The organism is Enterobacter sp. Ap-1006, from assembly GCF_011752835.1.
Classification (GTDB): domain Bacteria; phylum Pseudomonadota; class Gammaproteobacteria; order Enterobacterales; family Enterobacteriaceae; genus Cedecea.
Window position 1 is genome coordinate 1 of the sequence record NZ_VWWU01000004.1, and the last position, 25,295, is coordinate 25,295.

At 53.2% G+C, this 25,295-nt stretch carries 25 protein-coding genes; 8 read left to right on the forward strand and 17 right to left on the reverse strand.

Annotated features, from left to right (window positions below; all coding sequences use genetic code 11):
• Nucleotides 1-428: 428 nt before the first annotated feature.
• The gene (gene gmhB, locus F3J28_RS12895; RefSeq protein ID WP_166876659.1) at nucleotides 429-995 is read right to left on the reverse strand and encodes a D-glycero-beta-D-manno-heptose 1,7-bisphosphate 7-phosphatase; all 567 of its coding nucleotides are present in this window, start codon (nucleotides 993-995) and stop codon (nucleotides 429-431) included.
• Nucleotides 996-1,183: 188 nt separating this feature from the next.
• Between gmhB and metN the strand changes: the two genes are divergently transcribed.
• The 6 genes from metN to proS all read left to right on the forward strand — a co-directional run bounded on the left by metN (nucleotide 1,184) and on the right by proS (nucleotide 6,758).
• The gene (gene metN, locus F3J28_RS12900; RefSeq protein WP_008456982.1) at nucleotides 1,184-2,215 is read left to right on the forward strand and encodes a methionine ABC transporter ATP-binding protein MetN; all 1,032 of its coding nucleotides are present in this window, start codon (nucleotides 1,184-1,186) and stop codon (nucleotides 2,213-2,215) included.
• Nucleotides 2,208-2,861, forward strand: coding sequence for a methionine ABC transporter permease MetI (locus tag F3J28_RS12905; protein WP_008456980.1), 654 nt, complete (start codon nucleotides 2,208-2,210; stop codon nucleotides 2,859-2,861). The genes metN and F3J28_RS12905 overlap by 8 nt, the downstream gene beginning before the upstream one ends.
• A gap of 30 nt (nucleotides 2,862-2,891) precedes the next feature.
• Nucleotides 2,892-3,707, forward strand: a complete 816-nt coding sequence (locus tag F3J28_RS12910) for a MetQ/NlpA family lipoprotein (protein ID WP_008456978.1) — start codon at nucleotides 2,892-2,894, stop codon at nucleotides 3,705-3,707.
• Between the two features lie 113 nt (nucleotides 3,708-3,820).
• A complete protein-coding gene (gene rcsF / locus F3J28_RS12915; protein WP_008456976.1) occupies nucleotides 3,821-4,225 on the forward strand; it encodes an envelope stress sensor lipoprotein RcsF in 405 nt (134 codons plus the stop codon).
• The gene (tsaA, locus tag F3J28_RS12920) at nucleotides 4,222-4,929 is read left to right on the forward strand and encodes a tRNA (N6-threonylcarbamoyladenosine(37)-N6)-methyltransferase TrmO (protein WP_166876662.1); all 708 of its coding nucleotides are present in this window, start codon (nucleotides 4,222-4,224) and stop codon (nucleotides 4,927-4,929) included. Before rcsF ends, tsaA begins: the two co-directional genes overlap by 4 nt.
• A 110-nt stretch (nucleotides 4,930-5,039) precedes the next feature.
• Entirely contained in the window at nucleotides 5,040-6,758 is a 1,719-nt protein-coding gene (gene proS, locus F3J28_RS12925; protein WP_008456972.1) for a proline--tRNA ligase, read from the forward strand.
• Nucleotides 6,759-6,807: 49 nt separating this feature from the next.
• Here proS and nlpE read toward each other — a convergent pair whose 3' ends face one another.
• The 3 genes from nlpE to F3J28_RS12940 are packed head-to-tail and all read right to left on the reverse strand — an operon-like array spanning nucleotide 6,808 to nucleotide 8,495.
• Nucleotides 6,808-7,497, reverse strand: a complete 690-nt coding sequence (gene nlpE / locus F3J28_RS12930; protein ID WP_166876665.1) for an envelope stress response activation lipoprotein NlpE — start codon at nucleotides 7,495-7,497, stop codon at nucleotides 6,808-6,810.
• Between the two features lie 36 nt (nucleotides 7,498-7,533).
• Nucleotides 7,534-7,956 carry an alternative ribosome rescue aminoacyl-tRNA hydrolase ArfB gene (arfB, locus tag F3J28_RS12935; protein WP_166876668.1) on the reverse strand — a complete coding sequence of 141 codons (423 nt, stop codon included), beginning with the start codon at nucleotides 7,954-7,956 and terminating at the stop codon, nucleotides 7,534-7,536.
• Nucleotides 7,953-8,495 (reverse strand): YaeQ family protein, encoded by a 543-nt coding sequence (locus F3J28_RS12940; protein WP_008456965.1) that lies wholly within the window; start codon nucleotides 8,493-8,495, stop codon nucleotides 7,953-7,955. The genes arfB and F3J28_RS12940 overlap by 4 nt, the downstream gene beginning before the upstream one ends.
• A gap of 198 nt (nucleotides 8,496-8,693) precedes the next feature.
• On the opposite strand from F3J28_RS12940, the gene F3J28_RS12945 reads away from it, so the two are divergent.
• Both F3J28_RS12945 and rof read left to right on the forward strand, forming a co-directional pair.
• Nucleotides 8,694-8,894, forward strand: coding sequence for a YaeP family protein (locus F3J28_RS12945; RefSeq protein ID WP_008456963.1), 201 nt, complete (start codon nucleotides 8,694-8,696; stop codon nucleotides 8,892-8,894).
• Nucleotides 8,881-9,141 carry a Rho-binding antiterminator gene (gene rof, locus F3J28_RS12950; RefSeq protein WP_008456962.1) on the forward strand — a complete coding sequence of 87 codons (261 nt, stop codon included), beginning with the start codon at nucleotides 8,881-8,883 and terminating at the stop codon, nucleotides 9,139-9,141. Before F3J28_RS12945 ends, rof begins: the two co-directional genes overlap by 14 nt.
• Nucleotides 9,142-9,196: 55 nt before the next feature.
• Here rof and F3J28_RS12955 read toward each other — a convergent pair whose 3' ends face one another.
• The 13 genes from F3J28_RS12955 to bamA all read right to left on the reverse strand — a co-directional run bounded on the left by F3J28_RS12955 (nucleotide 9,197) and on the right by bamA (nucleotide 25,263).
• Complete coding sequence (locus F3J28_RS12955) at nucleotides 9,197-9,508, reverse strand: c-type cytochrome (protein ID WP_166876671.1); 312 nt, start codon at nucleotides 9,506-9,508, stop codon at nucleotides 9,197-9,199.
• Nucleotides 9,505-10,812: a tRNA lysidine(34) synthetase TilS gene (gene tilS / locus F3J28_RS12960; RefSeq protein WP_166876674.1), complete on the reverse strand. Its 1,308-nt coding sequence runs from the start codon at nucleotides 10,810-10,812 to the stop codon at nucleotides 9,505-9,507. Before tilS ends, F3J28_RS12955 begins: the two co-directional genes overlap by 4 nt.
• A 61-nt stretch (nucleotides 10,813-10,873) precedes the next feature.
• A complete protein-coding gene (locus tag F3J28_RS12965) occupies nucleotides 10,874-11,263 on the reverse strand; it encodes a VOC family protein (RefSeq protein ID WP_166876676.1) in 390 nt (129 codons plus the stop codon).
• A 57-nt stretch (nucleotides 11,264-11,320) separates the two neighbouring features.
• Nucleotides 11,321-13,462 carry a lysine decarboxylase LdcC gene (locus tag F3J28_RS12970; protein WP_166876679.1) on the reverse strand — a complete coding sequence of 714 codons (2,142 nt, stop codon included), beginning with the start codon at nucleotides 13,460-13,462 and terminating at the stop codon, nucleotides 11,321-11,323.
• A 115-nt stretch (nucleotides 13,463-13,577) separates the two neighbouring features.
• A complete protein-coding gene (accA, locus tag F3J28_RS12975; protein WP_008456951.1) occupies nucleotides 13,578-14,537 on the reverse strand; it encodes an acetyl-CoA carboxylase carboxyl transferase subunit alpha in 960 nt (319 codons plus the stop codon).
• Nucleotides 14,538-14,549: 12 nt separating this feature from the next.
• Nucleotides 14,550-18,032, reverse strand: a complete 3,483-nt coding sequence (gene dnaE, locus F3J28_RS12980) for a DNA polymerase III subunit alpha (protein WP_166876682.1) — start codon at nucleotides 18,030-18,032, stop codon at nucleotides 14,550-14,552.
• 34 nt (nucleotides 18,033-18,066) lie between these two features.
• Nucleotides 18,067-18,663: a ribonuclease HII gene (gene rnhB / locus F3J28_RS12985; protein ID WP_166876685.1), complete on the reverse strand. Its 597-nt coding sequence runs from the start codon at nucleotides 18,661-18,663 to the stop codon at nucleotides 18,067-18,069.
• Nucleotides 18,660-19,808, reverse strand: a complete 1,149-nt coding sequence (gene lpxB / locus F3J28_RS12990) for a lipid-A-disaccharide synthase (RefSeq protein ID WP_166876688.1) — start codon at nucleotides 19,806-19,808, stop codon at nucleotides 18,660-18,662. Before lpxB ends, rnhB begins: the two co-directional genes overlap by 4 nt.
• Nucleotides 19,809-20,597, reverse strand: a complete 789-nt coding sequence (gene lpxA / locus F3J28_RS12995; RefSeq protein ID WP_008456945.1) for an acyl-ACP--UDP-N-acetylglucosamine O-acyltransferase — start codon at nucleotides 20,595-20,597, stop codon at nucleotides 19,809-19,811.
• Between the two features lie 3 nt (nucleotides 20,598-20,600).
• Complete coding sequence (fabZ, locus tag F3J28_RS13000) at nucleotides 20,601-21,056, reverse strand: 3-hydroxyacyl-ACP dehydratase FabZ (RefSeq protein ID WP_039290428.1); 456 nt, start codon at nucleotides 21,054-21,056, stop codon at nucleotides 20,601-20,603.
• A gap of 148 nt (nucleotides 21,057-21,204) precedes the next feature.
• Nucleotides 21,205-22,230, reverse strand: coding sequence for a UDP-3-O-(3-hydroxymyristoyl)glucosamine N-acyltransferase (gene lpxD, locus F3J28_RS13005; protein ID WP_008456942.1), 1,026 nt, complete (start codon nucleotides 22,228-22,230; stop codon nucleotides 21,205-21,207).
• A 3-nt stretch (nucleotides 22,231-22,233) separates the two neighbouring features.
• Nucleotides 22,234-22,734 (reverse strand): molecular chaperone Skp, encoded by a 501-nt coding sequence (skp, locus tag F3J28_RS13010; RefSeq protein ID WP_008456940.1) that lies wholly within the window; start codon nucleotides 22,732-22,734, stop codon nucleotides 22,234-22,236.
• A gap of 123 nt (nucleotides 22,735-22,857) precedes the next feature.
• A complete protein-coding gene (gene bamA / locus F3J28_RS13015) occupies nucleotides 22,858-25,263 on the reverse strand; it encodes an outer membrane protein assembly factor BamA (protein WP_166876690.1) in 2,406 nt (801 codons plus the stop codon).
• Nucleotides 25,264-25,295: the final 32 nt, after the last annotated feature.

The window sequence follows — 25,295 nt, forward strand, 5'->3', positions numbered from 1 at the left end:
ATGTGTTAGGCCTGCCGCCAGCGTTCAATCTGAGCCATGATCAAACTCTTCAATTTAAAAGTGTTTGATGCTCAAAGAATTAAAACTGTTTATAAAATCAGTAGTCACTCTTCAAGACTTGATATTTGTTTGCATCCGAAGATGCTGAGATATCAATCCTGCGAGTGCCCACACAGATTGTCTGATAAATTGTTAAAGAGCAGTGAGTCAGTCGCTTTCGCTTGCTAACTCGAGGTGGCGTATAATACGCTTTCCTCTTTCAGAGTCAAGCGTTTATTTTCGCTTTCGTCTGACTGACTACCGGGTTGTGAAGCCGCTTTCGAAGCCGCTTCGCCGTGTCAGTGGAGGCGCATTATAGGGAGTTCTCAGAGTCTGACAACCCCTAATTTGAAAAAACTTTCTGATAGCGTGTTTTTTAATCGAAACGCTTATTTTTGGCGCTGTTTGATGAGTTTTGGCAGGTCTGCGAGGCTATTAATGACCAAATCTGCGGCCGCCTCACCTGCTTCTGTCACTGGTTTTCCGGTGCGAACCAGCACTTTAGTCCCCACCATTGCGGCAGCACCGGCCTGCATATCTTCAATTTTATCGCCGACCATATAAGAAGAAGCCATATCAATGTGCAGGAAGTCACGGGCAGAAATCAGCATGCCAGGCTGCGGCTTACGACAGTCACAAGTCTGGCTAAACTCTTTCACACTCCCATCCGGATGATGAGGGCAATAATAGATGCCGTCGAGATCGACGCCGCGATCCGCCAGCGACCAGTCCATCCATTCGGTCAGGTTTTCAAAGTCAGCCTCGGTGAACATCCCGCGCGCAATGCCGGACTGGTTAGTCACCAGCACCAGAGCAAAGCCCATCTCTTTTAATTCGCGCATTGCTTCTATAACACCATCAATAAACTCGAATCGGTCAACTTCATATACATAGCCATGATCGACATTAATGGTGCCATCGCGGTCGAGAAAAATAGCGGGTACGGACTGTGCCACTTGAGAACTCCTGAAACGGGTTAATGACGTTTAGTATCGCATGATTTAGTAATAAGGAGAGAACAGTCCTTCACTCGCTGATTGATTTAGACGTCTGGATGCCTTAACATCCATATCGATTACGGTAACTTTGGTTACTGGTAGCAGAAAATTCCACGGCTAATACAGATACGATAATAAATAACTCAATGATTAAACTTTCAAATATCACCAAGGTGTTCCAGCAGGGAAACCGCAGCATACAGGCATTGAACAATGTCAGTCTGCACGTACCTGCCGGGCAAATTTATGGCGTGATTGGCGCGTCCGGTGCGGGGAAAAGCACCCTTATCCGCTGTGTAAACCTGCTTGAACGTCCAACCGAAGGTTCAGTTCTGGTTGACGGTCAGGACCTGACAACGCTTTCTGAAACCCAGTTAACCAAAGCCCGCCGCCAGATCGGTATGATCTTCCAGCACTTTAATCTGCTTTCTTCCCGTACCGTTTTTGGTAACGTCGCTCTGCCGCTCGAGTTGGATAACACGCCAAAAGAAGAGATTAAACGTCGCGTTACCGAGCTACTGGACTTAGTTGGTTTAGGTGAAAAGCACGATGCCTGGCCTGCAAACCTTTCCGGCGGTCAGAAGCAGCGCGTCGCGATTGCTCGTGCGCTTGCCAGCAACCCAAAGGTCCTGCTGTGTGACGAAGCTACCAGCGCGTTGGACCCAGCCACGACCCGCTCTATTCTGGAGCTGCTGAAAGACATTAACCGCCGCCTGGGCCTGACCATTCTGCTTATCACCCACGAGATGGATGTGGTCAAACGTATTTGTGACTGCGTGGCCGTGATCAGCAACGGCGAGCTTATTGAGCAGGATACGGTGAGCGAAGTGTTCTCCCATCCGAAAACGCCTCTGGCGCAGCAGTTTATTCAGTCCACACTGCACCTCGACGTGCCGGAAGATTACGCGCAGCGTCTGAACGCAGAGCATAAAGAAAATGCGGTACCTTTATTACGCCTGGAGTTCACTGGCCAGTCGGTCGATGCCCCACTGCTCTCAGAAACAGCACGTACCTTCAACGTGAACAGCAACATTATTAGCGCGCAGATGGATTATGCCGGTGGCGTGAAGTTCGGCATCATGCTGTGTGAAATGCACGGCGAGCCAAAAGATACGCAAGCGGCTATTGCCTGGCTGCAGGAGCAACACGTGAAAGTAGAGGTGCTGGGTTATGTCTGAAGCAATGATTTGGTTACTGGCTCGCGGCGTATATGAAACGTTGGCCATGACCTTTGTTTCCGGTTTCTTCGGATTTGTGCTCGGTCTGCCAGTCGGCGTGCTGCTTTACATCACTCGTCCTGGGCAAATCAGCGCCAATGCGAAGCTTTACCGCAGCCTCTCGGCGATAGTTAACATTTTCCGTTCTATTCCATTCATTATCCTGCTTGTCTGGATGATTCCGTTTACTCGCGTCATCGTAGGAACGTCTATCGGCCTGCAAGCTGCTATCGTTCCGTTGACCGTTGGTGCCGCGCCGTTTATTGCGCGTATGGTTGAAAATGCCCTGCTGGAAATTCCAACCGGCCTGATTGAAGCTTCACGCGCGATGGGCGCCACGCCGCTGCAAATCATCCGTAAAGTACTGCTTCCAGAAGCGCTTCCAGGCCTGGTCAATGCCGCGACGATTACCCTTATCACTTTAGTGGGCTATTCTGCTATGGGTGGTGCCGTCGGTGCCGGTGGTCTGGGGCAGATTGGCTATCAGTACGGGTACATCGGCTACAACGCTACCGTAATGAATACCGTACTGGTTCTGCTGGTCGTGCTGGTTTACTTAATTCAATTCTCTGGCGATCGTATCGTCCGGGCTGTTACACACAAATAAACACAACTGCATTCATACAAGGAAAAGGACATGGCTTTTAACTTTAAAACGTTCGCCGCGGTCGGCGCTCTGATTGGCTCTCTGGCCCTGGTGGGTTGCGGTCAGGAAGAGAAAGATCCAAACCACATTAAAGTCGGCGTGATTGCTGGCGCTGAGCAGCAGGTTGCGGAAGTGGCTCAGAAAGTGGCTAAAGAGAAGTATGGCCTCGATGTTGAGCTGGTGACCTTTACCGACTATGTCCTGCCAAACGAAGCACTCAGCAAAGGCGATATCGACGTTAACGCCTTCCAGCACAAACCTTACCTGGATCAGCAGATCAAAGATCGTGGTTATAAGCTGGTTTCCGTAGGCAATACCTTTGTTTATCCAATTGCCGGCTACTCCAAAAAAATCAAATCACTGGCTGAACTGCAGCCGGGTTCTCAGGTAGCACTGCCAAACGACCCAACTAACCTCGGCCGTTCTCTGCTGCTGCTGCAGAAAGAAGGTCTGATCAAACTGAAAGACGGCGTTGGTCTGCTGCCAACCGTGCTGGATGTCACCGAGAACCCAAAAAATCTGAAACTGGTTGAGCTGGAAGCACCGCAACTGCCGCGCTCTCTTGACGATGCGCAGATTGCTCTGGCCATCATCAACACCACTTACGCTAGCCAGATTGGCCTGACACCAGCGAAAGACGGTATCTTCGTTGAAGACAAAAACTCGCCTTACGTGAACCTGATCGTTTCTCGTGAAGACAACAAAGATGCAGAAAACGTGAAGAAGTTCGTTCAGGCCTATCAGTCTGACGAAGTGAACGAAGCGGCTAACAAAGTCTTTAACGGCGGCGCGGTTAAAGGCTGGTAAGTTTCCATTCTTCAGTTTTACGTAAATAATTAAAGGCGGGCGCAAGCCCGCCTTGTTATTTTGGTTCGAGCTTGCTTCAATGTTCCCCGTTTTACATTCATTGAGGAAATATTATGCGTGCTTTACCGATCTGTTTATTAGCCTTCGCGCTGAGCGGCTGTTCAATGCTAAGCAGATCCCCAGTAGAACCCGTTCAAAGCACGGCAGCTGCGCCGAAGACAGAAACAGAGAAACCGAAAGCGCCTCGCCCTGTTCCGGTCAGAATCTACACCAACGCAGAAGACTTGGTGGGTAAACCGTTCCGTGATTTAGGCGAAGTCAGCGGCGAGTCTTGCCAGGCAAGCAATCAGGATTCTCCCCCGAATATCCCGACAGCACGTAAACGCATGCAGATTAATGCCTCCAAAATGAAAGCCAATGCGGTCCTGCAGCACAGCTGCGACATCACCACCGGCACGCCAGGGTGCTACCGTCAGGCTGTTTGCGTTGGCTCCGCGCTGCAAGTTTCGGCGCAATGACCCCATTTCAATTTGCACAAATAGGCGTTATTCGCTCCCCTTATAAAGAAAAGTTCGCCGTCCCGCGTCAGCCCGGTCTGGTCAAAGACGGCGGCGGTGAACTGCGTCTGCTTGCGCCTTACAACCAGGCCGATGCCGTTCGTGGGCTGGAAGAGTTTAGCCACCTGTGGCTATTGTTTGTCTTTCACCAAACGATGGAAGGCGGCTGGCGCCCAACCGTACGTCCTCCCCGACTTGGCGGAAACGCGCGAATGGGCGTGTTTGCTACGCGTTCCACGTTTCGCCCGAATCCAATCGGCATGTCGCTGGTTGAGCTTAAAGGTATTCGTTGCCAAAAAGATGAAGTGATCTTACAGCTCGGCAGTCTGGATTTGGTGGATGGCACGCCCATTGTAGATATCAAACCGTACCTGCCATTTGCAGAAGCCGTGCCGGACGCACGTGCTGGCTACGCACAGCAGGCTCCGCAGGCGGACATGCCTGTGATGTTTACACCAGAAGTGCAGCATCAGTTGACCGGGCTGGAAAAACGCTATCCGCATCTTGCGCGTTTTATCAGTCAGGTGCTTGCTCAGGACCCTCGTCCTGCCTATCGAAAAGGTGAAGATGTCGGGAAAACTTACGCCGTTCTGCTGCTGGACTTTAACGTTCGCTGGCGCGTCACAGAACACGGTTTTGAAGTGTTCGCTCTCGAAACGAGTTAATTTAGCCCTCTCTCTTTTGACATCTCTGCCACACTGGTAAACTAAACCACTTTTTTTGAAGCAGGCCGCCGCTGGCCTGCGCTCTGCCGTTCAAATGGAACCGTAACAACATGCGTACTAGCCAATATCTGCTCTCCACTCTGAAGGAGACACCTGCCGACGCTGAAGTAGTCAGCCACCAGCTGATGCTGCGCGCCGGGATGATCCGCAAGCTGGCCTCCGGTTTATACACCTGGCTGCCGACCGGTTTGCGCGTCCTGAAGAAAGTCGAAAACATCGTGCGTGAAGAAATGAACAACGCCGGTGCTATCGAAATGTGCATGCCGGTGGTTCAACCCGCCGACCTGTGGCAGGAGAGTGGACGTTGGGAGCAATACGGCCCGGAGCTGCTGCGCTTTGTTGACCGTGGCGAACGTCCTTTCGTGCTGGGTCCAACCCACGAAGAAGTGATCACCGACCTGATTCGCAACGAACTGAGCTCTTACAAGCAGCTGCCGCTGAATCTGTTCCAGATCCAGACTAAATTCCGTGACGAAGTGCGCCCACGCTTTGGCGTAATGCGTTCCCGCGAATTCCTGATGAAAGACGCCTACTCGTTCCATACGTCTCAGGAATCCCTGCAGGAAACCTACGACAAGATGTATGAGGCTTACAGCAAGATTTTCTCTCGTATGGGTCTGGATTTCCGTGCCGTTCAGGCAGATACCGGCTCTATTGGCGGCAGCGCTTCCCATGAGTTCCAGGTGCTGGCCCAAAGCGGTGAAGACGATGTAATCTTCTCTGACAGCTCAGACTATGCGGCAAACATCGAATTCGCTGAAGCTTTAGCACCGGCAGCAGGCCGCGCAGCGCCAACCGCTGAAATGAGCCAAATCGACACCCCGAACGCAAAAACTATCGCCGAGCTGGTTGAGCAGTTCAACCTGCCAATAGAGAAAACGGTTAAGACTCTGCTGGTGAAAGCCACCGAAGGCAGCGCTTACCCGCTGGTTGCTTTGCTGGTTCGTGGCGATCACGAGCTGAACGAAGTGAAGGCTGAGAAACTGCCGCAGGTAGCAAGTCCGCTAACATTCGCCACCGAACAAGAAATTCGCGACATCGTGAAAGCCGGTCCTGGTTCCCTGGGTCCAATCAATCTGCCTGTTCCAGTTGTGATTGACCGCAGCGTTGCGGCAATGAGTGATTTCGCCGCTGGCGCAAACATCGACGGCAAACACTTTATCGGCATTAACTGGGAACGCGATGTTGCGCTGCCAGAAGTTGCGGATATCCGTAACGTTGTGGCCGGCGATCCAAGCCCGGACGGCAAAGGCACCTTGATGATCAAGCGCGGCATCGAAGTGGGTCACATCTTCCAGTTGGGTACCAAGTACTCTGAAGCGCTGAAAGCCGCGGTTCAGGGTGAAGATGGCCGTAACCAGACCCTGACTATGGGTTGCTATGGTATCGGTGTTACCCGCGTGGTCGCGGCTGCGATTGAACAGAACTTTGACGATCGCGGTATTCTGTGGCCGGACGCTATCGCCCCGTTCCACGTTGCGATTCTGCCAATGAACATGCACAAGTCATTCCGCGTGCAGCAGCTGGCTGAAGAGCTTTATACCACGCTGCGCGCGCAGGGCATCGACGTGCTGCTGGACGATCGTAAAGAGCGTCCAGGCGTGATGTTTGCCGACATGGAGCTGATTGGTATTCCTCACACTATCGTTATCGGCGACCGCAATCTCGACAACGAAGAGATCGAATACAAACATCGCCGTGCTGGTGAGAAGCAGATGATCAAAACCAACGAGATCGTTGATTTCCTGGTGAAGCAGATCAAAGGCTAATTAGCCGCTGAGCATAAAAAAGCCCTGCATTTGCAGGGCTTTTTTCGTTTTAGTCGTTACACTCTTTGCCGGGCTTAAACTTCGCGCCCTTATCGGCAACCAGCGCTTTTTGTAACTCCCCACTGTCTGGAGAAGCCTGCAGCGTAAAGTGCCCTTCTACCACCAGCAGGATTGGCGAGCTGTTCTTGCCGCGCGCTGCCGCATAGGCTCTTTCCAGCTCGGCATTATCCGCAACGGCAAAGGTTTTACCGGTCGCACAGTCCTGGAATACCGCCGCGTCAGCCATGTATTTATACTTGCCTTTCATCGGCATTGGCGTTGACGGCAGCTTCGCATCCACCGCCTTTAGCGTGTAGTTGAACTGCGAATCAATCGGATTGCCTTCACGATCCAGCATCACCAGGCTGTCGCCCTTAGGGTGGTAATACTGCTTCTCGCCTTCGCTGTCGGTTAGGACCAGTTTATCGGCAGTCCGCGCCCATGTACCATAGCTGGCAAATGAGGCTCCTTTACCCTGGTAAGTCTGGTTCATCACCCAAGTGCCGTCCTTTTCCAGGAACAGCGAGGTTTCAATCCCTTCACAGTCCGCACACGGCACTACGCCGCGATAGCTCTGCTGCATCGGTTTCAATTCCGCTGCCTGAGCCGGGATCAAAGTTTGCGTTTCCGTACGATTATTACAGCCAAATAGCGTGAACAGGCTGAGCGCTGCCAGCGCAGCCAGAAGACTCTTCTTCATGCTTTATTCCTTATGCCGTTGTCCTAACGTTCGCCGCTATTCCGGATGACGACGAACTTTGCCGCGTAGTGCTTTGGTTGTCGATTTCTGCGCCTTTGAGGCCAGACGCCGCTCTTTAGAAGCCCGCGTCGGCTTTGTGGCACGGCGGCTCTTCTGCACTACGGTGAGTTCTTGTATCAGTGAAACCAGGCGAGCCACCGCCGCTTCGCGGTTCATCTCCTGGCTTCGGTATTCCTGGGCTTTAATCACCACCACGCCCTCAGGCGTGATCAAATGGTGACTTACTGCCAGCAGACGTATCTTATACGACTCCGGCAGGCTAGAGGCAGGGATATCAAAGCGCAAATGAATCGCCGTTGAGGTTTTATTCACATGCTGCCCACCCGCCCCCTGGGCGCGAATCGCGGTAATCGTGACTTCATTGTCCGGGATAACGACCGTTCGCGACACGAAAATCATTGCTGCAGCCAGGCCGTAAAGTGAATTTCCAGATTATTCTCGCTGTCGGACAGCCAGATTGCGCCATCCTGAATCGTCGCCTGCAGGTTCATGGTGCGCGTACCAAACTCACTTAGCTTCGCCAGCTGTGCGTCATCCAGATACCAGATGGACAGGTTTTTAAACTGGCTCAGGCGGGTCTGGTTTTGCTGCCACCAAATTTCCGCCGCCCGACTATTATAGGTAAACAATGCCACCTCAGCCGACTGGCTGCAGGCTTTTTTGACCCGACGTTCTTCCGGTAACCCTAGTTCAACCCACAAATCAATGCCAAGGTGATCGTTTTTACGCCAGATTTCCGGCTCGTCTTCTGCGCTGAGGCCACGGGTAAATTCCAGACGCTCATCCGCATATTTAATCCATGCCAGCAGGCGCAGCATCATGCGTTCCTGCGTTTCCGAAGGATGACGCGCCAGCGTCAGGCTGCTGTCCAGAAACCGATTACGATCGAGATCGGCCACATTCACCGTCGCCTTATAAATTGTCGCTTTTAACGCCATCACACTTCTCCATACACAATTGCGCGCTATTGTAGCGAAATAACACTCCTTCGGCTCTGAGTATGACGGGTATATTTGCGTGGCTGATATCGGTTACATTGCTGTGGTATAGTCACCTTGCTAAACAGAGTTTATCTTCGTAGGCTTAGACTTGACCCCACGAGTAGGTCTGAAGTCGGGACTCTGAGAGGAGGGTATGTGGAAAAGTATTGTGAATTAGTTCGGCAACGCTATGCGGAAATTGCCAGCGGCGATTTAGGCTATATTCCTGATGCCTTAGGATGCGTATTGAAGGCTCTGAACGAAGTTGCCTCCAGCGAGGCCGTATCGGAGTCGGTCAGGGAACAGGCGGCTTATGCTGCCGCGAACTTACTGGTGAGCGATTATGTCAATGAATGATGCGTATCAACCCATCAACTGTGATGATTATGACAATCTCGAGCTCGCCTGCCAGCATCATTTGTTACTGACGCTGGAGTTAAAAGACGGGGAGGTTTTGAAAGCCAAAGCGAGCGATCTGGTTTCTCGTAAAAACGTCGAATACCTGGTTGTCGATAACGCTGGCGCTACGCGTGAGTTACGCCTCGATAAAATTAACAGCTTTAGCCACCCCGAAATCGGCACTATCGTGGTGAGCGTCGAATAAATCTGATCACCCCATCTCAAACAAAACGGGCAGCTATCGAGGCTGCCCGTTTTGTTTACGGCTTCATTGAGGCGTAGTAGGCCGCTAAATCAGAGATATCCTCGTCTGAAAGCCCGCTGACGTAAGCCTTCATGATTTCTGCCTGCCCACCGCTGCGCTCCCCTTTTTTATAAGCCTGAAGCGAATGCTCCAGATAAGCTTCGCTCTGCCCGACAATGTTTGGGTATAGCGGCGCAGAAGCTTTCCCACTCATGCCATGGCAGGCAACGCAGGTCATGGCCTTCGCTTCCCCGGCCTGGGGATCGCCTTTCGCCAGAGCAGGTAAACTGCAGGCTATCAGCCCAAGCAGCAATACGACTTTTTTCATTGCTCAACTCCCTTTTGCCAGTCTATGTGCCAGCATGAATGTTCCGTAGCTTGTCCTTCACGAGTGACAAAAATACCCGGCGCAGCGATAAGTTGCTCGCCATAAAACAGCAGCGGCGTGGCGTCACGTTCCCATGGCGGAATGCGCAATTCCTGCCAGATTTTCTTCAGCGTTCGCCCTTTATTACGGCCGACAATATGCAGCAAACCTGAAGCCTTAAAACGCAGGCTAACAATTTCGTCCTCTGCTGGCGCACGCACCGGCATTCCCTTCTCGCTGAGTAAAATCATTCCCAGCCCAGGGAGATTCTGGGGGTGATAAGGTGCCGGCCATAAATAGCTTTTTTCCCGATCGATGGTCAGCAGCGGAACCCAATACAGTTCCCCCTGAAAACGCCTGATTTCATGTTCGCCCAGGCGAAGGCGAGGATTGGCATCTTCCCGACTTAAAGCGACTTCCTGCCATAAACGCTGAAGAGAAGCCCGGGACGGCATCGCAGCCCGATGCCAGGAGAGCCAGCGCCGCAGCAGGGCAAATCGCCGTGCCTCGCTCATCGTCAGCATCGACTCAATATGCAGCGCGCCCTCGGGTGACATCAAGTTATCCAGCTGTTCGGCAAGCAGTTCATCAAGCAGTTGCTCCTGCTCACCGCATAAATCCGCACTACGGGCAACGCTGCGGGAAAAATGGGGCCATCTTTCCCGCAGCAGAGGAACGACTCTCAGACGCAGGAAATTCCGGTCATACTTATCGTCCTGATTACTTTCGTCCTCAATCCAGCTTAGCCGGTGAACGCCGGCCCACTCCTCAAGCTGTGTTCGTGAAGTCGTCAGCAACGGGCGCAATAATAATGTGTCGCTAAAAGGCAAAATCGCAGGCATCGACGCCAGCCCGGCCGGGCCGCTGCCGCGTTTAAGCGCCAACAGGAAAGTCTCACACTGGTCGTCCAAATGCTGTGCCGTCAGCAGCACTTCACCTGCCAAAAGCGAGTCAGAAAGCGCCTGGTAGCGAGCCGCCCTCGCCTCCCCTTCAATCCCCTGGCCGCCGGAGGGAAGCTGAACATAAGCCACTTCGAAGGGCACGTTCCACTTCTCACAAATTGCCCGGCAATGTTCCACCCAGCTGTCTGCTCTCGGGCTGAGTCCATGGTGGATATGCATTGCCCTGATATGCAGGCCAGGTTGCAGAGTATCTCGCAGGGTAACGACTTGATGCAGCAGAACCGTCGAATCCAGCCCACCGCTAAACGCCACCAGCAGTTGGCGGTGAGGATGCAGAAAAGACTGAAGTTCGCGGCTAGTCATAGTTTGTCGTTACGAGGGGTTTGCCCGGCAAATTACCGGGCATTCGCGGCGCTGGCAAGGTTTACTGCTGATAAAGTTCCAGCGGCAGGCCGTCGGGATCGCTGAAGAAGGTGAATCGTTTGTTGGTATAGGGATCGACGCGAATGGGTTCGCATTTCACGCCGTGGCTTTCCAGGTGCGTAATCGCCCGGTCAATGTTTTCCACGCTGAATGCCAGGTGACGAAGCCCGCAGGCCTCCGGGCGACTTGGGCGTACTGGCGGAAACGGAAAAGAGAATAGCTCAATAACGTACTGGCCGTTCAGCGCCAGATCGCCTTTCCAGGAGTCCCGCTCTTTGCGGTAAACTTCCGCTTCCAGCGTAAACTCCAGCACATCGCAATAGAATTGCTTACTGCGTTCGTAGTCCGACGCGATAATCGCGACGTGATGAATTTGCTTTAAACCCAGCATAAAATCTCCTTAGTCACTTCAGGCAAGGTAATCATCGCTTCCCTGCAAAGCAAGCGCTCAAGCCTCTTTTAAGACTCGTACTCTGTAGACGCCGTCCTCACCGAGTTTAGCCCCGTGAATATCCGTTTCAAAGCCCGGATAATGTTCCCCCACAGAGCACAGCATCAGAAGGAAGTCGAGCACCGCCCGACTCTCTTTGGTGATCACTTCTCCCGGCATCACCACCGGCACGCCTGGCGGATAAGGCAGGATCATATTGGCTGAAACTCTGCCCAACAGTTCCTCTATTTCTACCGTTTCTACGTTGCCTTTCACCTGCTGCTGATAAGCCTCATGCGGCGTCATACGCATTTCAGGCAGGACATCAAAAGCGCGCAACATTAGATCGGGCAGGTTATGTTGCTTAATCAGTTTGTGGATCCCCTGCGCCAGCGTCTGAATGCGCATGTTGCGATAAAAGTCCGGATCCTCCGCATAAAGATCCGGCAGCATGTTCTTCACGCGCAAATTAAGATCGTAAGAGCGCTTAAACTCCGTCAGCCCGCGCAGCAGGCTTAGCGCTTTTGTCTTATCAATACCGATACTGAACAGGAACAGCAGGTTGTACGGACCGGTCTTCTCAACAACAACGCCCCGCTCGTCGAGAAACTTGGCCACCAGTGCCGCCGGGATCCCCTCTTCTGCCATTTCGCCCAACTCACTCATGCCCGGCGTCAAAATAGTGACTTTGATCGGATCGAGGTACATGTGCTCGGCATCGGCATCCCTGAAGCCATGCCAGTCTTCCTCTCCGGGGGCAATGGGCCAGCACTCGGCCTCATCAACATGATCGGGCTGCCAGATATCGAAGAACCAGTCTTCTGACTCTTCACGCAGACGCTGCACTTCACGGCGGAAATGCAGAGCACGCTCAACGGAACGGTTGATCAGCCGTTTCCCCGTATTACCGCGCAGCATCGCCGCGGCAGTTTCAATCGAGGCCACCAGCGGATAGCTCGGGGAAGTGGTGGTATGCATCATGTAGGCTTCGTTAAAGGTATCTTCATCGTAATCACCTTTAATGTGAATCAGCGAAGCCTGGGAGAACGCCGCCAGCAGCTTATGGGTCGACTGGGTTTCATAGATAATTTTCCCCGGTACTCGATCACCGCTCATGCCGCTTTTTCCCTGATAAATCGGATGAAAGTTGGTATAAGGCACCCAGGCGGAGTCAAAGTGAATCGACGGCACATCGAGGGTTTTCTTGATGAAATCGGTGTTGTACAGCAGCCCGTCGTAGGTCGAGTTGGTGATAACCGCGTGCACCGGCCACTGCGCATTCGGGGTTTCAGCGACCTTTTTCTCGATATTTTCACGAGTAAATTCACGCTGCGGAATACCGCCCAGGATCCCCAGCGCGTTACGCGTTGGCTTCAGCCAGATTGGCACCAGCCTGGTCATCATCAGCAAATGGGTCAGCGATTTATGGCAGTTACGATCGACCAGAATTGTGCTGCCGGATGGCGCGGCATACATGCCGACTATCTTGTTCGACGTCGAAGTCCCGTTAGTCACCATATAGCTTTGTTCGGCGCCGAAGGTGCGGGCAATGTACTCCTCCGCCTCCAGATGAGGGCCGGTATGATCTAGCAGCGAACCCAGCTCCGTAACCGAAATCGACACGTCGGCCTTCAGCGTGTTGCCGCCAAAAAAGTCGTAAAACAAGCAGCCGACCGGGCTTTTCTGGTAGGCGGTACCGGCCATATGCCCTGGCGTACAGAAAGTGTATTTTCCCTCTTTCACATAAGTGAACAGCGCTTTGGTCAGCGGCGGCGTAATCGTATCCAGATACTCGTCGGTGTACTGGCGAATACGCAGGGCGATGTCGTCGGCCGCGCTCAGCGCATACTCGAAGAACCACAGCGCCATGCGCATTTCATTCACGCTAACGTTTAGAGAGGAATGTGTATTGATGAATGCATACAGCGGCAGATCTTCATTCAGCAGGTTAATTTCGCTGCACAAGTCGAGGCTGTATTCGTCCCAGTCAAAGACCACGCCGCAGATACGAGGGTTGTGCTCAATCAGCTTAAGCAGGTCAGTGCTGTTGGTGGGGTAGATGAGCTGAAAGCCCTGCAGCTCCAGCGCGCGATGCAGTTCCTTAATAGGCTCGTCTTTGTAGAAAACGCCGTGCGGCCCCATAATCGCAATGGTATTCAATGTTCACCTCCTGGAAATCACCTGGCTAAGCATAGCGCAAAGGGATTTTCCATGAAGCGATAAATGCAAAAAGGGCCGGAAAATCCGACCCTTATCGCTATTTTACAACTCAAAATCAGGCGTAGCCGTAGCTCATCAGGCGCTGATAACGACGGTTTAACAATTCGTCTTTATTCAACACGTCGAGATCCGCCAGATCGGCCAGCAGCTGTGCACGCAGGGAAGCGGCCATCACTTCTGGATTGCGGTGCGCGCCGCCCAACGGCTCAGGGATCACGGTATCAATCAGCTTCAGCTCTTTCAGGCGAGGAGCAATGATCCCCATCGCTTCTGCGGCCAGCGGGGCTTTATCCGCGCTCTTCCACAGGATTGACGCACAGCCTTCCGGGGAAATAACGGAATAAGTGCTGTACTGCAGCATGTTCACTTTGTCACCCACGCCAATGGCCAGTGCACCACCGGAACCACCTTCACCGATAACGGTACAGATGACCGGAACTTTCAGACGGGACATTTCACGCAGGTTGCGGGCGATCGCTTCAGACTGACCACGTTCTTCGGCGCCAACGCCCGGATAAGCACCCGGCGTGTCGATGAAGGTAATGATCGGCATGTTAAAACGTTCAGCCATTTCCATCAGACGCAGCGCTTTACGGTAGCCTTCTGGTGCCGGCATACCGAAGTTACGACGGATTTTCTCTTTGGTTTCGCGCCCTTTCTGATGACCAATGATCATCACCGGACGACCTTCCAGACGAGCAATACCGCCCACGATAGCTTTATCGTCGGCATAGGCACGATCGCCGGCCAGTTCGTCGAACTCATCAAAAGCCAGACGAACGTAATCCAGGGTGTACGGACGCTGCGGATGGCGCGCCAGCTGCGCAATCTGCCATGCACCTAAATCAGCGAAGATCTTGCGGGTCAGCTCAACGCTTTTCTCGCGCAGACGCTGCACTTCTTCGTCCAGATTAATATCCAGTTTTTCATCCTGGCGGCTAACGGCCGTCAGGGAATCGATTTTCGCTTCCAGCTCTGCAATCGGCTGTTCGAAATCAAGGAAATTCAGACTCATAATATTCCTGTTTTAGTCAAACTCCAGTTCCACCTGCTCCGAACCAATCAGCGTTCGCAGATCGTTAAGTAAACGATCGCTAGGGGAAACACGCCATGTCGCACCGAAGCGCAACCGGGCTCGTGCATCCACCCTCTGATAGTAGAGATGTACTGGAATTGTCCCCGAACGATGGGGTTCCAGAGACTGACGGAGACGGTTTAAAAGCTGGTCATCAATTTGCCTGTCCGTCAGCGAGATAGCAAGCCCGCGCGCGTACTTTTCACGGGCTTCGTCGATGTCCATCAGCTCGCGGGCCGTCATTTTAAGCCCTCCGCTGAAGTCATCAAAGCTGACCTGTCCGCTAACGATCAGGATACGGTCTTTTTCCAGCAGATGCTGGTATTTTTCTAGCGCATCTGTGAATAACATCACTTCCAGACGACCGGAGCGGTCATCCAGCGTACAGATGCCGATGCGATTACCTCGCTTGGTGACCATAACCCGCGAAGCAATCACCAGACCCGCAGCCGTGGTCATTTTACCACGTTCCGTCGGGTGCATCTCTTTCAGGCGCATGCCACCGACATAGCGCTCGATTTCTTTCAGGTACTGGTTAATCGGGTGACCGGTTAGATACAGCCCAAGCGTTTCACGCTCCCCTTCCAGCACCACTTGTTCAGGCCAGGGAATCACGCTGGCGTAGGACTTTTCGACCTGCTCAGGCTCTTCGGCCAGAACGCCGAACATATCTGCCTGGCCAATAGCTTCCGCTTTCGCGTGCTGGTCAGCTGCTTTTAACGCATCACCCAGCGCATTCATCAGCGCCGCGCGGTGAGGCCCAAGGCGGTCAAAAGCCCCGGACATAATGAGTTTTTCCAGCACCCTGCGGTTAAGCTTTTTGATATCGGAACGCGCGCACAAATCAAAGAGATCGAGGAAATGCCCGCCCTGATTACGCGCTTCGATAATGGCTTCAATCGGGCCTTCACCCACGCCTTTTATCGCGCCGATGCCGTAAACAATTTCCCCGTCATCGTTAACGTGGAAATGGTAAAGGCCAGAGTTAATGTCCGGCGACAGGACTTTCAGCCCCATGCGCCAGCACTCATCCACCAGGCCCACCACTTTCTCGGTGTTATCCATATCGGCGGTCATTACGGCCGCCATAAACTCTGCCGGGTAGTGCGCCTTCAGCCACAGCGTCTGATACGAAACCAAAGCATAGGCGGCGGAGTGAGATTTGTTAAATCCGTACCCGGCAAATTTCTCTACCAGGTCAAAGATTTTCATCGACAGCTCGCCGTCGACGCCGTTTTTGATTGCGCCCTCTTCAAAAGTGCCGCGCTGCTTGGCCATCTCTTCCGGTTTCTTTTTACCCATCGCACGACGCAGCATATCCGCGCCGCCGAGGGTATAACCGGAAAGCACCTGGGCAATCTGCATAACCTGTTCCTGATACAGGATAATGCCGTAGGTAGGCTCCAGTACCGGCTTCAGGCTTTCGTGCTGCCATTCCACGTCCGGATAAGAAATCGCTTCGCGGCCATGTTTACGGTCGATGAAGTTATCTACCATCCCCGACTGCAGCGGGCCCGGACGGAAAAGTGCCACAAGGGCGATCATGTCTTCGAAGCAGTCAGGCTGCAGACGCTTAATCAGGTCTTTCATGCCGCGGGATTCAAGCTGGAAGACCGCGGTGGTTTCCGAGCGCTGCAGCATGTCGAAGCTTTTCTTATCGTCGAGCGGAATGGCGGCGATATCAATCGGCTCCAGTCCCTGTTTTGCCCGACGCGGGTTGATCATTTTCAGCGCCCAGTCGATGATCGTCAGCGTACGCAGCCCCAGGAAGTCAAACTTCACCAGGCCCGCATATTCAACGTCGTTCTTGTCGAACTGGGTAACCGGATGCTGCCCCTGGTCGTCACAATAAAGCGGCGCAAAATCGGTAATTTTGGTTGGGGCGATAACCACGCCCCCGGCATGCTTACCGGCGTTACGCGTGACGCCTTCCAGCTTGCGCGCCATGTCGATCAGGGCTTTAACTTCTTCGTCAGCTTCGTAGATCTCCGGCAGCTGCGGCTCCGCCTCAAAGGCTTTCGCCAGCGTCATGCCGGGATCCGGTGGCACCAGTTTGGAAATGCGATCGACAAAACCGTAAGGGTGACCGAGTACGCGACCTACGTCGCGAATAACCGCCTTCGCCGCCATCGTACCAAAGGTAATGATCTGCGAAACGGCTTCACGCCCATACATCTCGGAAACGTGGTCGATCACCTGGTCGCGTTTCTCCATGCAGAAATCAACGTCGAAGTCAGGCATCGAAACACGTTCCGGGTTAAGGAAACGTTCGAACAGCAGGTCAAACTCAAGCGGGTCGAGGTCGGTGATCTTCAGCGCATAGGCCACCAGCGAACCTGCACCTGAACCACGGCCAGGCCCGACCGGCACGCCGTTATCCTTCGACCACTGGATAAACTCCATTACGATCAGGAAGTAACCGGGAAAGCCCATCTGGTTGATAACCTGCAGCTCGATATCCAGGCGCTCGTCGTATTCAGGGCGTTTCTGCGCACGCACTTCCGGGTCCGGGAACAGGAACTCAAGACGTTCCTCCAGCCCCTCTTTAGATTTCATGACCAGGAAGTCTTCGGTGGTCATCTCTCCCGTCGGGAATTGCGGCAGGAAGTACTCACCCAGGCGCACGGTCACGTTACAGCGCTTGGCAATCTCAACGCTGTTTTCCAGCGCTTCCGGGATGTCCGAAAACAGCTCGCACATCTCTTCTTCGCTACGCATATATTGCTGGGCGGAGTAGTTACGCGGGCGCTTAGGATCGTCCAGCGTGAAGCCATCGTGGATCGCCACTCGGATCTCGTGGGCATCAAAGTCGCCGGCATCAATAAAGCGGACATCATTGGTGGCAACCACCGGCAAGCCGCGTTCGTCAGCCAGTGCCACGGCGGCGTGAAGATAGTTTTCTTCATCCACCCGACCGGTGCGAATCAGTTCCAGATAGAAGCGATCGGCAAAATGCTGCTGCCAGAATTCCAGGCACTGATCGACCAGCGGCTGGTTTCCGCGAAGCAGGCTTTTGCCAATATCTCCCATGCGCCCACCGGAGAGCAGAATTAGCCCTTCGTTTAACTCTACCAGCCACTCTCGGTCAATAATTGGGCCCGCTGCGCCGTAGCCACGCTGGTAGGCACGAGAGATCAGTAAGGTAAGGTTTTGATAGCCTTCATTGTTTGCAGCCAGCACCGTCAAATGACTAAGCTCATCGCCTAACAGCTCGTTGGCAACGTTAAAGTCCGCACCGATGATCGGCTTAATACCGGCTCCATGGCCGGAACCATAGAATTTGACCAACCCACATAGGTTGGTGAAATCGGTGATAGCGAGAGCAGGCATTCCCAGCGCCGCGGCTTTTTTTACCAGCGGCCCGGTCTTCGCCAGCCCATCAATCATGGAATAGTCGCTGTGCACCCGAAGGTGAATGAAACGTGGTTCAGCCATCTCTCACCAATTACTCTGTATCAGCTACTAAGGCTCAGGAGACGAGCCCAAGCGCGCGTTTGACGGGGCCAAAGCTGCGGCGATGGTGCTCGGTGGCACCATGCTCGGCCAGCTTTTCGAGATGAAAAGCGGTTGGGTAGCCCTTGTGCTGAGCAAAACCGTACTGCGGGAAGCTGAGATCCAGTTCGGCCATTTCACGATCGCGCGTGACTTTGGCAAGTATTGACGCCGCACTGATTTCTGCCACCCGGCTGTCGCCCTTAACAACCGCCAGCGACGGCATAGGCAATGCCGGGCAACGGTTGCCGTCAATCAACACATATTCAGGCACAACATTCAGGCCCGCAACTGCACGCTGCATGGCCAGCATCGTGGCATGCAAAATGTTGATATTGTCGATCTCGTGCGGCTCGGCACGGCCCAGGCTCCAGCTTAATGCCTTTTCGACAATTTCGTCATACAGCGCCAGACGGCGTTTTTCAGATAATTTTTTCGAGTCCGCCAGCCCTATAATCTGCTTTGCCGGATCGAGGATCACAGCTGCAGTAACAACGGCTCCGACCAAAGGCCCGCGCCCTACTTCATCCACGCCGGCGACAAGGTGCGTATGCGGGTAAACAAATTCGATCATTGAGCCAGCTCCAGCACGGCGTCCGCCGCCTGCTTGTCCGCATTACAACGGATCTGCTGATGCAAATCCCGGAAGGTGTCATGCATCTGATGGCTGACGGCACCGTCTTCCAGCAACGGCTCCAGCGCACAGGCAAGCCCGATAGGCTCACATTCGTTTTGCAGCAGCTCTTTAACCAGCTCGCATCCTGCCAGTAAATTTGGCAGAGAAACGTAATCGGTTTTCACCAGCCGCTTTGCCAGCCAGAACGTAAACGGCTTCATGCGGTAGCCAACCACCATCGGGCATTTGGCCAACATACATTCAAGCGCAGCCGTGCCGGAGGCCAGAAGCGCCGCATCACTGGCAATCATCGCTTCACGTGCTTTTCCGTCCAGCAGATGTACATGCAGTTCGGGGGCAATCTCAGCTTTAATCTTTTCGAACTGCTCTCGACGCTTTGCATTCACCAGTGGCACCACGACTTCCAGCGCAGGCCAACGCTTACGAAGTAGTTGCGCTGTTCTGAGGAAATCTGCGCTAAGCATTTCGACTTCAGCGCCGCGACTGCCGGGCAACAACGCCAGGCATTTTGCATCTGCCGCAATGCCTAGCGTCGCACGAGCAGCGTTTTTATCCGGATCGAGCGGCATGGCATCCGCCATGGTATGCCCGATGAAGCGACACGGTACATTAAACCGGTCGTAAAACGCTTTTTCGAAAGGCAGAAAAGCCAATACCAGATCGGTCGCTCTGCCAATTTTGAAAACGCGTTTTTGTCGCCATGCCCAAACGGACGGACTGACGTAGTGGATCGTACGGATCCCTTGTTTCTTGAGGTTGCCTTCAAGCGTGATATTGAAATCCGGCGCATCAATGCCGACAAAGACGTCGGGCTGCAGCTCGGTGAAGCGCTTCGTGAGATCGCTGCGGATCTGCAGCAGGCGACGTAAACGGCCAAGCACTTCAACGATGCCCATGACCGCAAGCTCTTCCATTTCATACCAGGCTTCACAACCTTCAGCCTGCATAAGCGGCCCGGCCACGCCAACAAAGCGAGCATCAGGCACGCGAGCTTTCAGTTCGCGAATAAGTCCGGCACCAAGAATATCGCCGGAGGTTTCTCCGGCGACCAGGGCAATCGTAAGGGGACGACCAGGCTTCATTTAACGAATCAAACCGCGCGTGGAGCGGGCAAAGAATTCAATAAATGCATTCACTTCCGGATGCTGAGCTGCAATTTCAGCAATTTCCGGCTTCGCCTCTTCAAGCGTCTTGCCGCTGCGATAGAGGATCTTGTAGGCGTTGCGAATAGCGTGCAGCGCTTCTTTGCTGAAACCGCGACGCTTCAGGCCTTCAATGTTCACACCAAACGGCGTCGCATGGTTGCCCTGTGCGATAACGTAAGGTGGAACGTCCTGAGCAACGCCGGAACAGCCGCCAACCATCACGTGGGCACCGATGATGCAGAACTGATGCACCGCAGTCATTCCACCGATGATGGCGTGATCCCCGATTTGTACGTGACCCGCAAGCGTTGCGTTGTTCGCGAGGATAACGCGATCGCCAATCTGGCAATCATGCGCAACGTGCGCATTGATCATCAGCAGGTTGTCGCTTCCCACCTTCGTTAATCCAGCATCTTGCACCGTGCCGCGATGGATGGTGACGCTTTCGCGAATGCGGTTGCGGTCGCCAATTTCCACGCGAGTTGGCTCACCCGCATATTTCAGATCCTGGTTAACTTCACCGATAGACGCGAACTGGTAGATCTCATTGTCACGGCCAATTTTGGTATGACCATTGACGACAACATGAGATTTCAGAACCGTGCCTTCGCCGATTTCAACGTTTGGACCTACGAGACAAAACGGGCCAATGTGAACGTTAGCGCCAATAACGGCACCTTCTTCCACAATAGCGGTTGGATGAATAAAGGCGGACTTATCAATCACGTATTATGCCTCCCGGCTGCGTGCACACATCATGGTCGCTTCGCAGACAATCTTGCCGTCAACAATTGCGACGCCTTTGAAACGCGTCAAACCACGACGAGTTTTCTCAAAGGTCACTTCCATAATCATCTGATCGCCAGGCACAACAGGGCGCTTAAAGCGCGCTTCATCGATGCCAGCAAAGTAATACAGTTCACCCGGCTCAAGTTTACCCACGCTTTTAAACGCAAGAATACCGGTAGCCTGCGCCATCGCTTCCAGGATCAATACGCCCGGGAAAATCGGCTTACCAGGGAAGTGCCCCTGGAAAAACGGCTCATTTACAGAGACATTTTTTACTGCGCGCAGAAAACGACCTTCTTCAAAATCCAGCACGCGATCAACCAGCAAGAACGGATAACGGTGCGGCAGAAGCTCTAAAATCTCTTCAATGTGCAGAGTATGAGTGTCAGTTGTCAAAATACTCTTCCTGTCTAAATATTCTAAATGACAATAATAACACGGCCTGCGGCAATCAAAGAATGCCAGCAGGCCGCAAATCAAAAAGCGCGGCTTACGCTCCAGCCCTAATGGCCGGAAACACGGCAGCGCAGGGAGCAGGCGACGATCAGTCTTGTTGATTGACCTTACGTTCGATGGCTTTTAAGCGTTTGCTCATCTCATCGATGTTCATCACCAGGGCGGCGGTTTTACGCCACGCTTTGTTCGGTTGGAGCGGGATCCCCGAAGAGTAAACTCCCGGTTCAGTGATTGGACGCATCACCATTCCCATTCCTGTCACGGTCACCTTGTCACAGATTTCCATATGGCCGTTGATTACGCTGGCACCACCAATCATGCAATAGCGGCCAATTTTAAGGCTGCCCGCCATGATAACACCACCCGCAACCGCAGTATTGTCGCCAATCACAACGTTATGTGCAATCTGGCACTGGTTATCAATGATAACACCATTGCCGATGATCGTGTCATCCAGGGCGCCGCGATCGATTGTTGTACAGGCGCCGATTTCAACGCGATCGCCAATAATTACCCGGCCTAGCTGAGGAATTTTCACCCAGTTACCGCGATCGTTAGCGTAGCCAAAACCATCTGACCCAATCACCGTGCTGGACTGAATCAAGCACTGAGCACCGATTTCGATGTTGTGATAGATGGAGACATTGGCCCATAAACGGCTACCCGCGCCGATTTTGGTATTTTTACCTACAAAGCAGCCAGCGCCGATCACCACGTTATCGCCCAGCTCAACGCCCGATTCGATAACGGCATTTGCGCCGATAGAAACATTTTGACCAAGCCTCGCGGTCGCATCAACAGCTGCGCTTGGCGCAATATTGCTTGCAGGCTGAGGCGTGGTATCAAGAATTTGAGCCATACGGGCATAGGTCAGGTAGGGATTCTTCACTACCAGCGCCGCGCTCTTAGCGTATGGAAGGTCGGCTTCGGTCATCACGACGGCAGAAGCCTGGCAGACAGCCAGCTGTTCACGATAGCGAGGGTTAACCATGAACGTAATGTGGCCAGACTGGGCAGTTTGCATAGATGCGACGCCGGTGATGACGATATCGCCATCACCGTGCAATTCTGCATCCAACTGCTGGGCTAATTCAGCCAGTCGAATTGAAGACATTACTTATTTAACCTGTTTCAGTACGTCTGCAGTGATGTCTTTAACGTCGTTACCTGCGTAAGCAACGGTGTTTGCATCCAGAACAACATCATAACCTTTATCGTCTGCAACTTTCTTCACAGCAGCCTGGATACGAGTAACCAGTTTGCTGCGCTCTTCGTTGGAACGACGGTTACGATCCTGCTCAAAAGCCTGTGCTTTTTCGGAGAACGACTGGCGCTGAGCCATGACGTCTTTTTCCATTTTGCTGCGATCTGAAGCTTTCATGGTTGAACCATCGCGCTGCAGGCGCTGCATTTTGGATTGCAGATCGTTTTCCATCCCCTGCAGTTCGCTGGCGCGGCCTTTGAACTCATTTTCCAGGGTTTTAGAAACACCGGTGTTTTGTGCGACCTGTTGGAACAGGTTGCCCATATTAACTACTGCGATGCTGGAGGCAGCCTGAGCGCCGGCTGAAGCAACCATAGCAATCCCGAGACCTGCGGCAACTAACCACTTTTTCACTATAAACTCCTTACCATCCCATAGGCGTCCGAAGACACTGTTTTTTGCGGGCACCTGCCAACTGACTAAACGGCTAACAGGTGCAGCGCCTCACTGCTGTTGCGTTCCATCGCGCAGAACAAATTACCAGGTTTTACCAATGTTAAACTGGAACTGTTCTGCCTTGTCTCCATCATATTTCTTATACGGCTGAGCATAAGAGAAGACCAGCGGCCCCAGAGGCGACATCCACTGCAGCGCAATACCTGCAGACATACGGATGTTACTTGGCGTGCTGTAATCAGGTATACCTGCCGCTCTGGTCGCGTCGGTGTTCTCCCATTTGGTATCCCAAACGGTACCTGCATCGACAAACAGGGAAGTACGAACAGAGTTTGCGTACTTCTCACTCAGGAACGGCGTCGGGGTAATCAGCTCAAGGCTGGCCACACCCATGGCGTTGCCGCCCACCGCATCGTTAGAGTTACACACAGTGCCGGTGCCACAGTTACGCTGGTTCGGGCCGAAATAAGCGGCTTTTGGACCAATGTTGTTTGACTGGAAACCACGCACGGTGCTGGAACCACCGGCATAGAAGTTCTCGTAGAACGGCAGTTCTTTACCACCCAGACCATCGCCGTAACCCCAACGGGTACGACCCAGCACAACCCACGTATGATTGTCATTGATCGGGAAATAACTCGCCGTATCTAATGTCACTTTGTAGAACTCGTTATCGGAACCCGGAATGGTGACTTTACCATTCAGGTTGACGCGAGAACCATCCGTCGGGAAGTAACCGCGGTCAAGGTTGCTGTATGTCCAACCATAGTTCAGAGTGAAGTCATCTGCCGAGAAACTGTTGTCGTTGGCATTCATAGTTGGGTGCTGACCCACAGAATCCAGGTAGCGCCACATAGCTATCTGCGGCTGCATGTTCGACAGATCGTTATGCACGTAACCCAAACCAAGGCGCAGCGTGTTGTATTCATTCACCGGGAAGCCCAGTGTTGTATCCAGCCCGTAGCTCTTGTTGGTGTAGTCAGACAGGTCCGCGTCATCAGCTTTAAAGTCGTTGAAGAAGATACGACCACCAAGGCTAACGCCATCCACCGTGAAGTACGGATCGGTCGCTGACAGTTCCGCGTAAGTCTGGTAGTCGTTTTTGGTGCCGCTGATACCTACCGAATAACCCGTACCCAGCCAGTTATCCTGCTGCACGCCGACCTGGAAGCTCACGCCGCTTTCGGTACCGTAGCCAACACCGAAGTTGAAGCTACCGGTGTTACGCTCTTTAACTTTATAGACAACGTCAACCTGATCCGGACTGCCGGATACACGCTGGGTGTCCACATCGACAGTCTCGAAGTAACCCAAGCGGTTCAGACGTTCTTTACCGGCATCAACAAGGTTGCTGCCCAGCCACGCCCCTTCCATCTGGCGCATTTCACGGCGCAGAACGGCATCTTTACTGGTGTCGTTGCCTTCAAAGCGGATCTTACGCACGTAGTAACGGTTACCGGAATCGACGTTAACGTGCAGCTTCACGGTTTTGTCAGCGTCATTAATTTCAGGCTGAGTCTGTACGCGCGGATAGGCGTAACCATAGCGACCCAGCAGTTTCTTAATGTCGTCTTCCATTTTGGTGACTTTGGTACCGTTATACAGCTCACCCGGCTGCATCTTAGTCAGGCTTTCGATTTCCGCAGAATGCCCGGCCAGATTGCCTTTCACATCCACGCCAGCGATCTTGTACTGCTCGCCTTCGGTGATGTTGATGGTCACATAAATGCTTTTCTTATCCGGCGTCAGGCTAACCTGCGTGGAGTCAATATTGAAACGCGCATAGCCGCGATCCAGATAGTAGCTACGCAGGGTTTCGAGGTCCCCCGCCAGCTTTTGCTTCTGGTATTTACGATCGCCGACAACGTTCCACCACGGCACTTCATCACGCAGTTGGAAACGGGAGATCAGCTCATCCGTGGTAAACGCGTGGTTACCGACGATGTTGATCTGCTGGATTTTTGCGGAGACGCCTTCCTGAAACACCAGTTTCAGGTCAACACGGTTACGCGGCAGCGGCGTGACGACAGCTTTGACGCTGGCGCTGTATTTCCCGACGCTGTAGTAGAAATCTTCCAGCCCTTTCTCGATGTCACCAAGCGTCGTGCGGTCGAGGGATTCCCCTACGCGTACGCCGGAAGCTTCGAGGTTTTGCTTCAGCATGTCATCTTTCACCGACTTGTTGCCGGAGAAGGTGATGCTGGCAATGGTTGGACGCTCTTTGACCTGCACAAGCAGCGTATTACCGTCACGCAGGACTCGTACATCATCAAAGTTGCCGGTGGCAAACAGTGAGCGGATTGTATTACTGATATCCTCGTCAGAGACGGTGTCGCCTACGCGAACCGGCATACTGAGGAGGGCCGCACCGACGGCGACTCGCTGCAGGCCTTCGAAATGAATGTCTTTCACCACGAACCCGTCTGCACCGTATACGGTGGCGCTGCTAAACAGCAGCGTCGCTATGAGGAGCTTTTTCATCGCCATCGTTGTTATGCGTTCTTCCTAACCTAATTCTC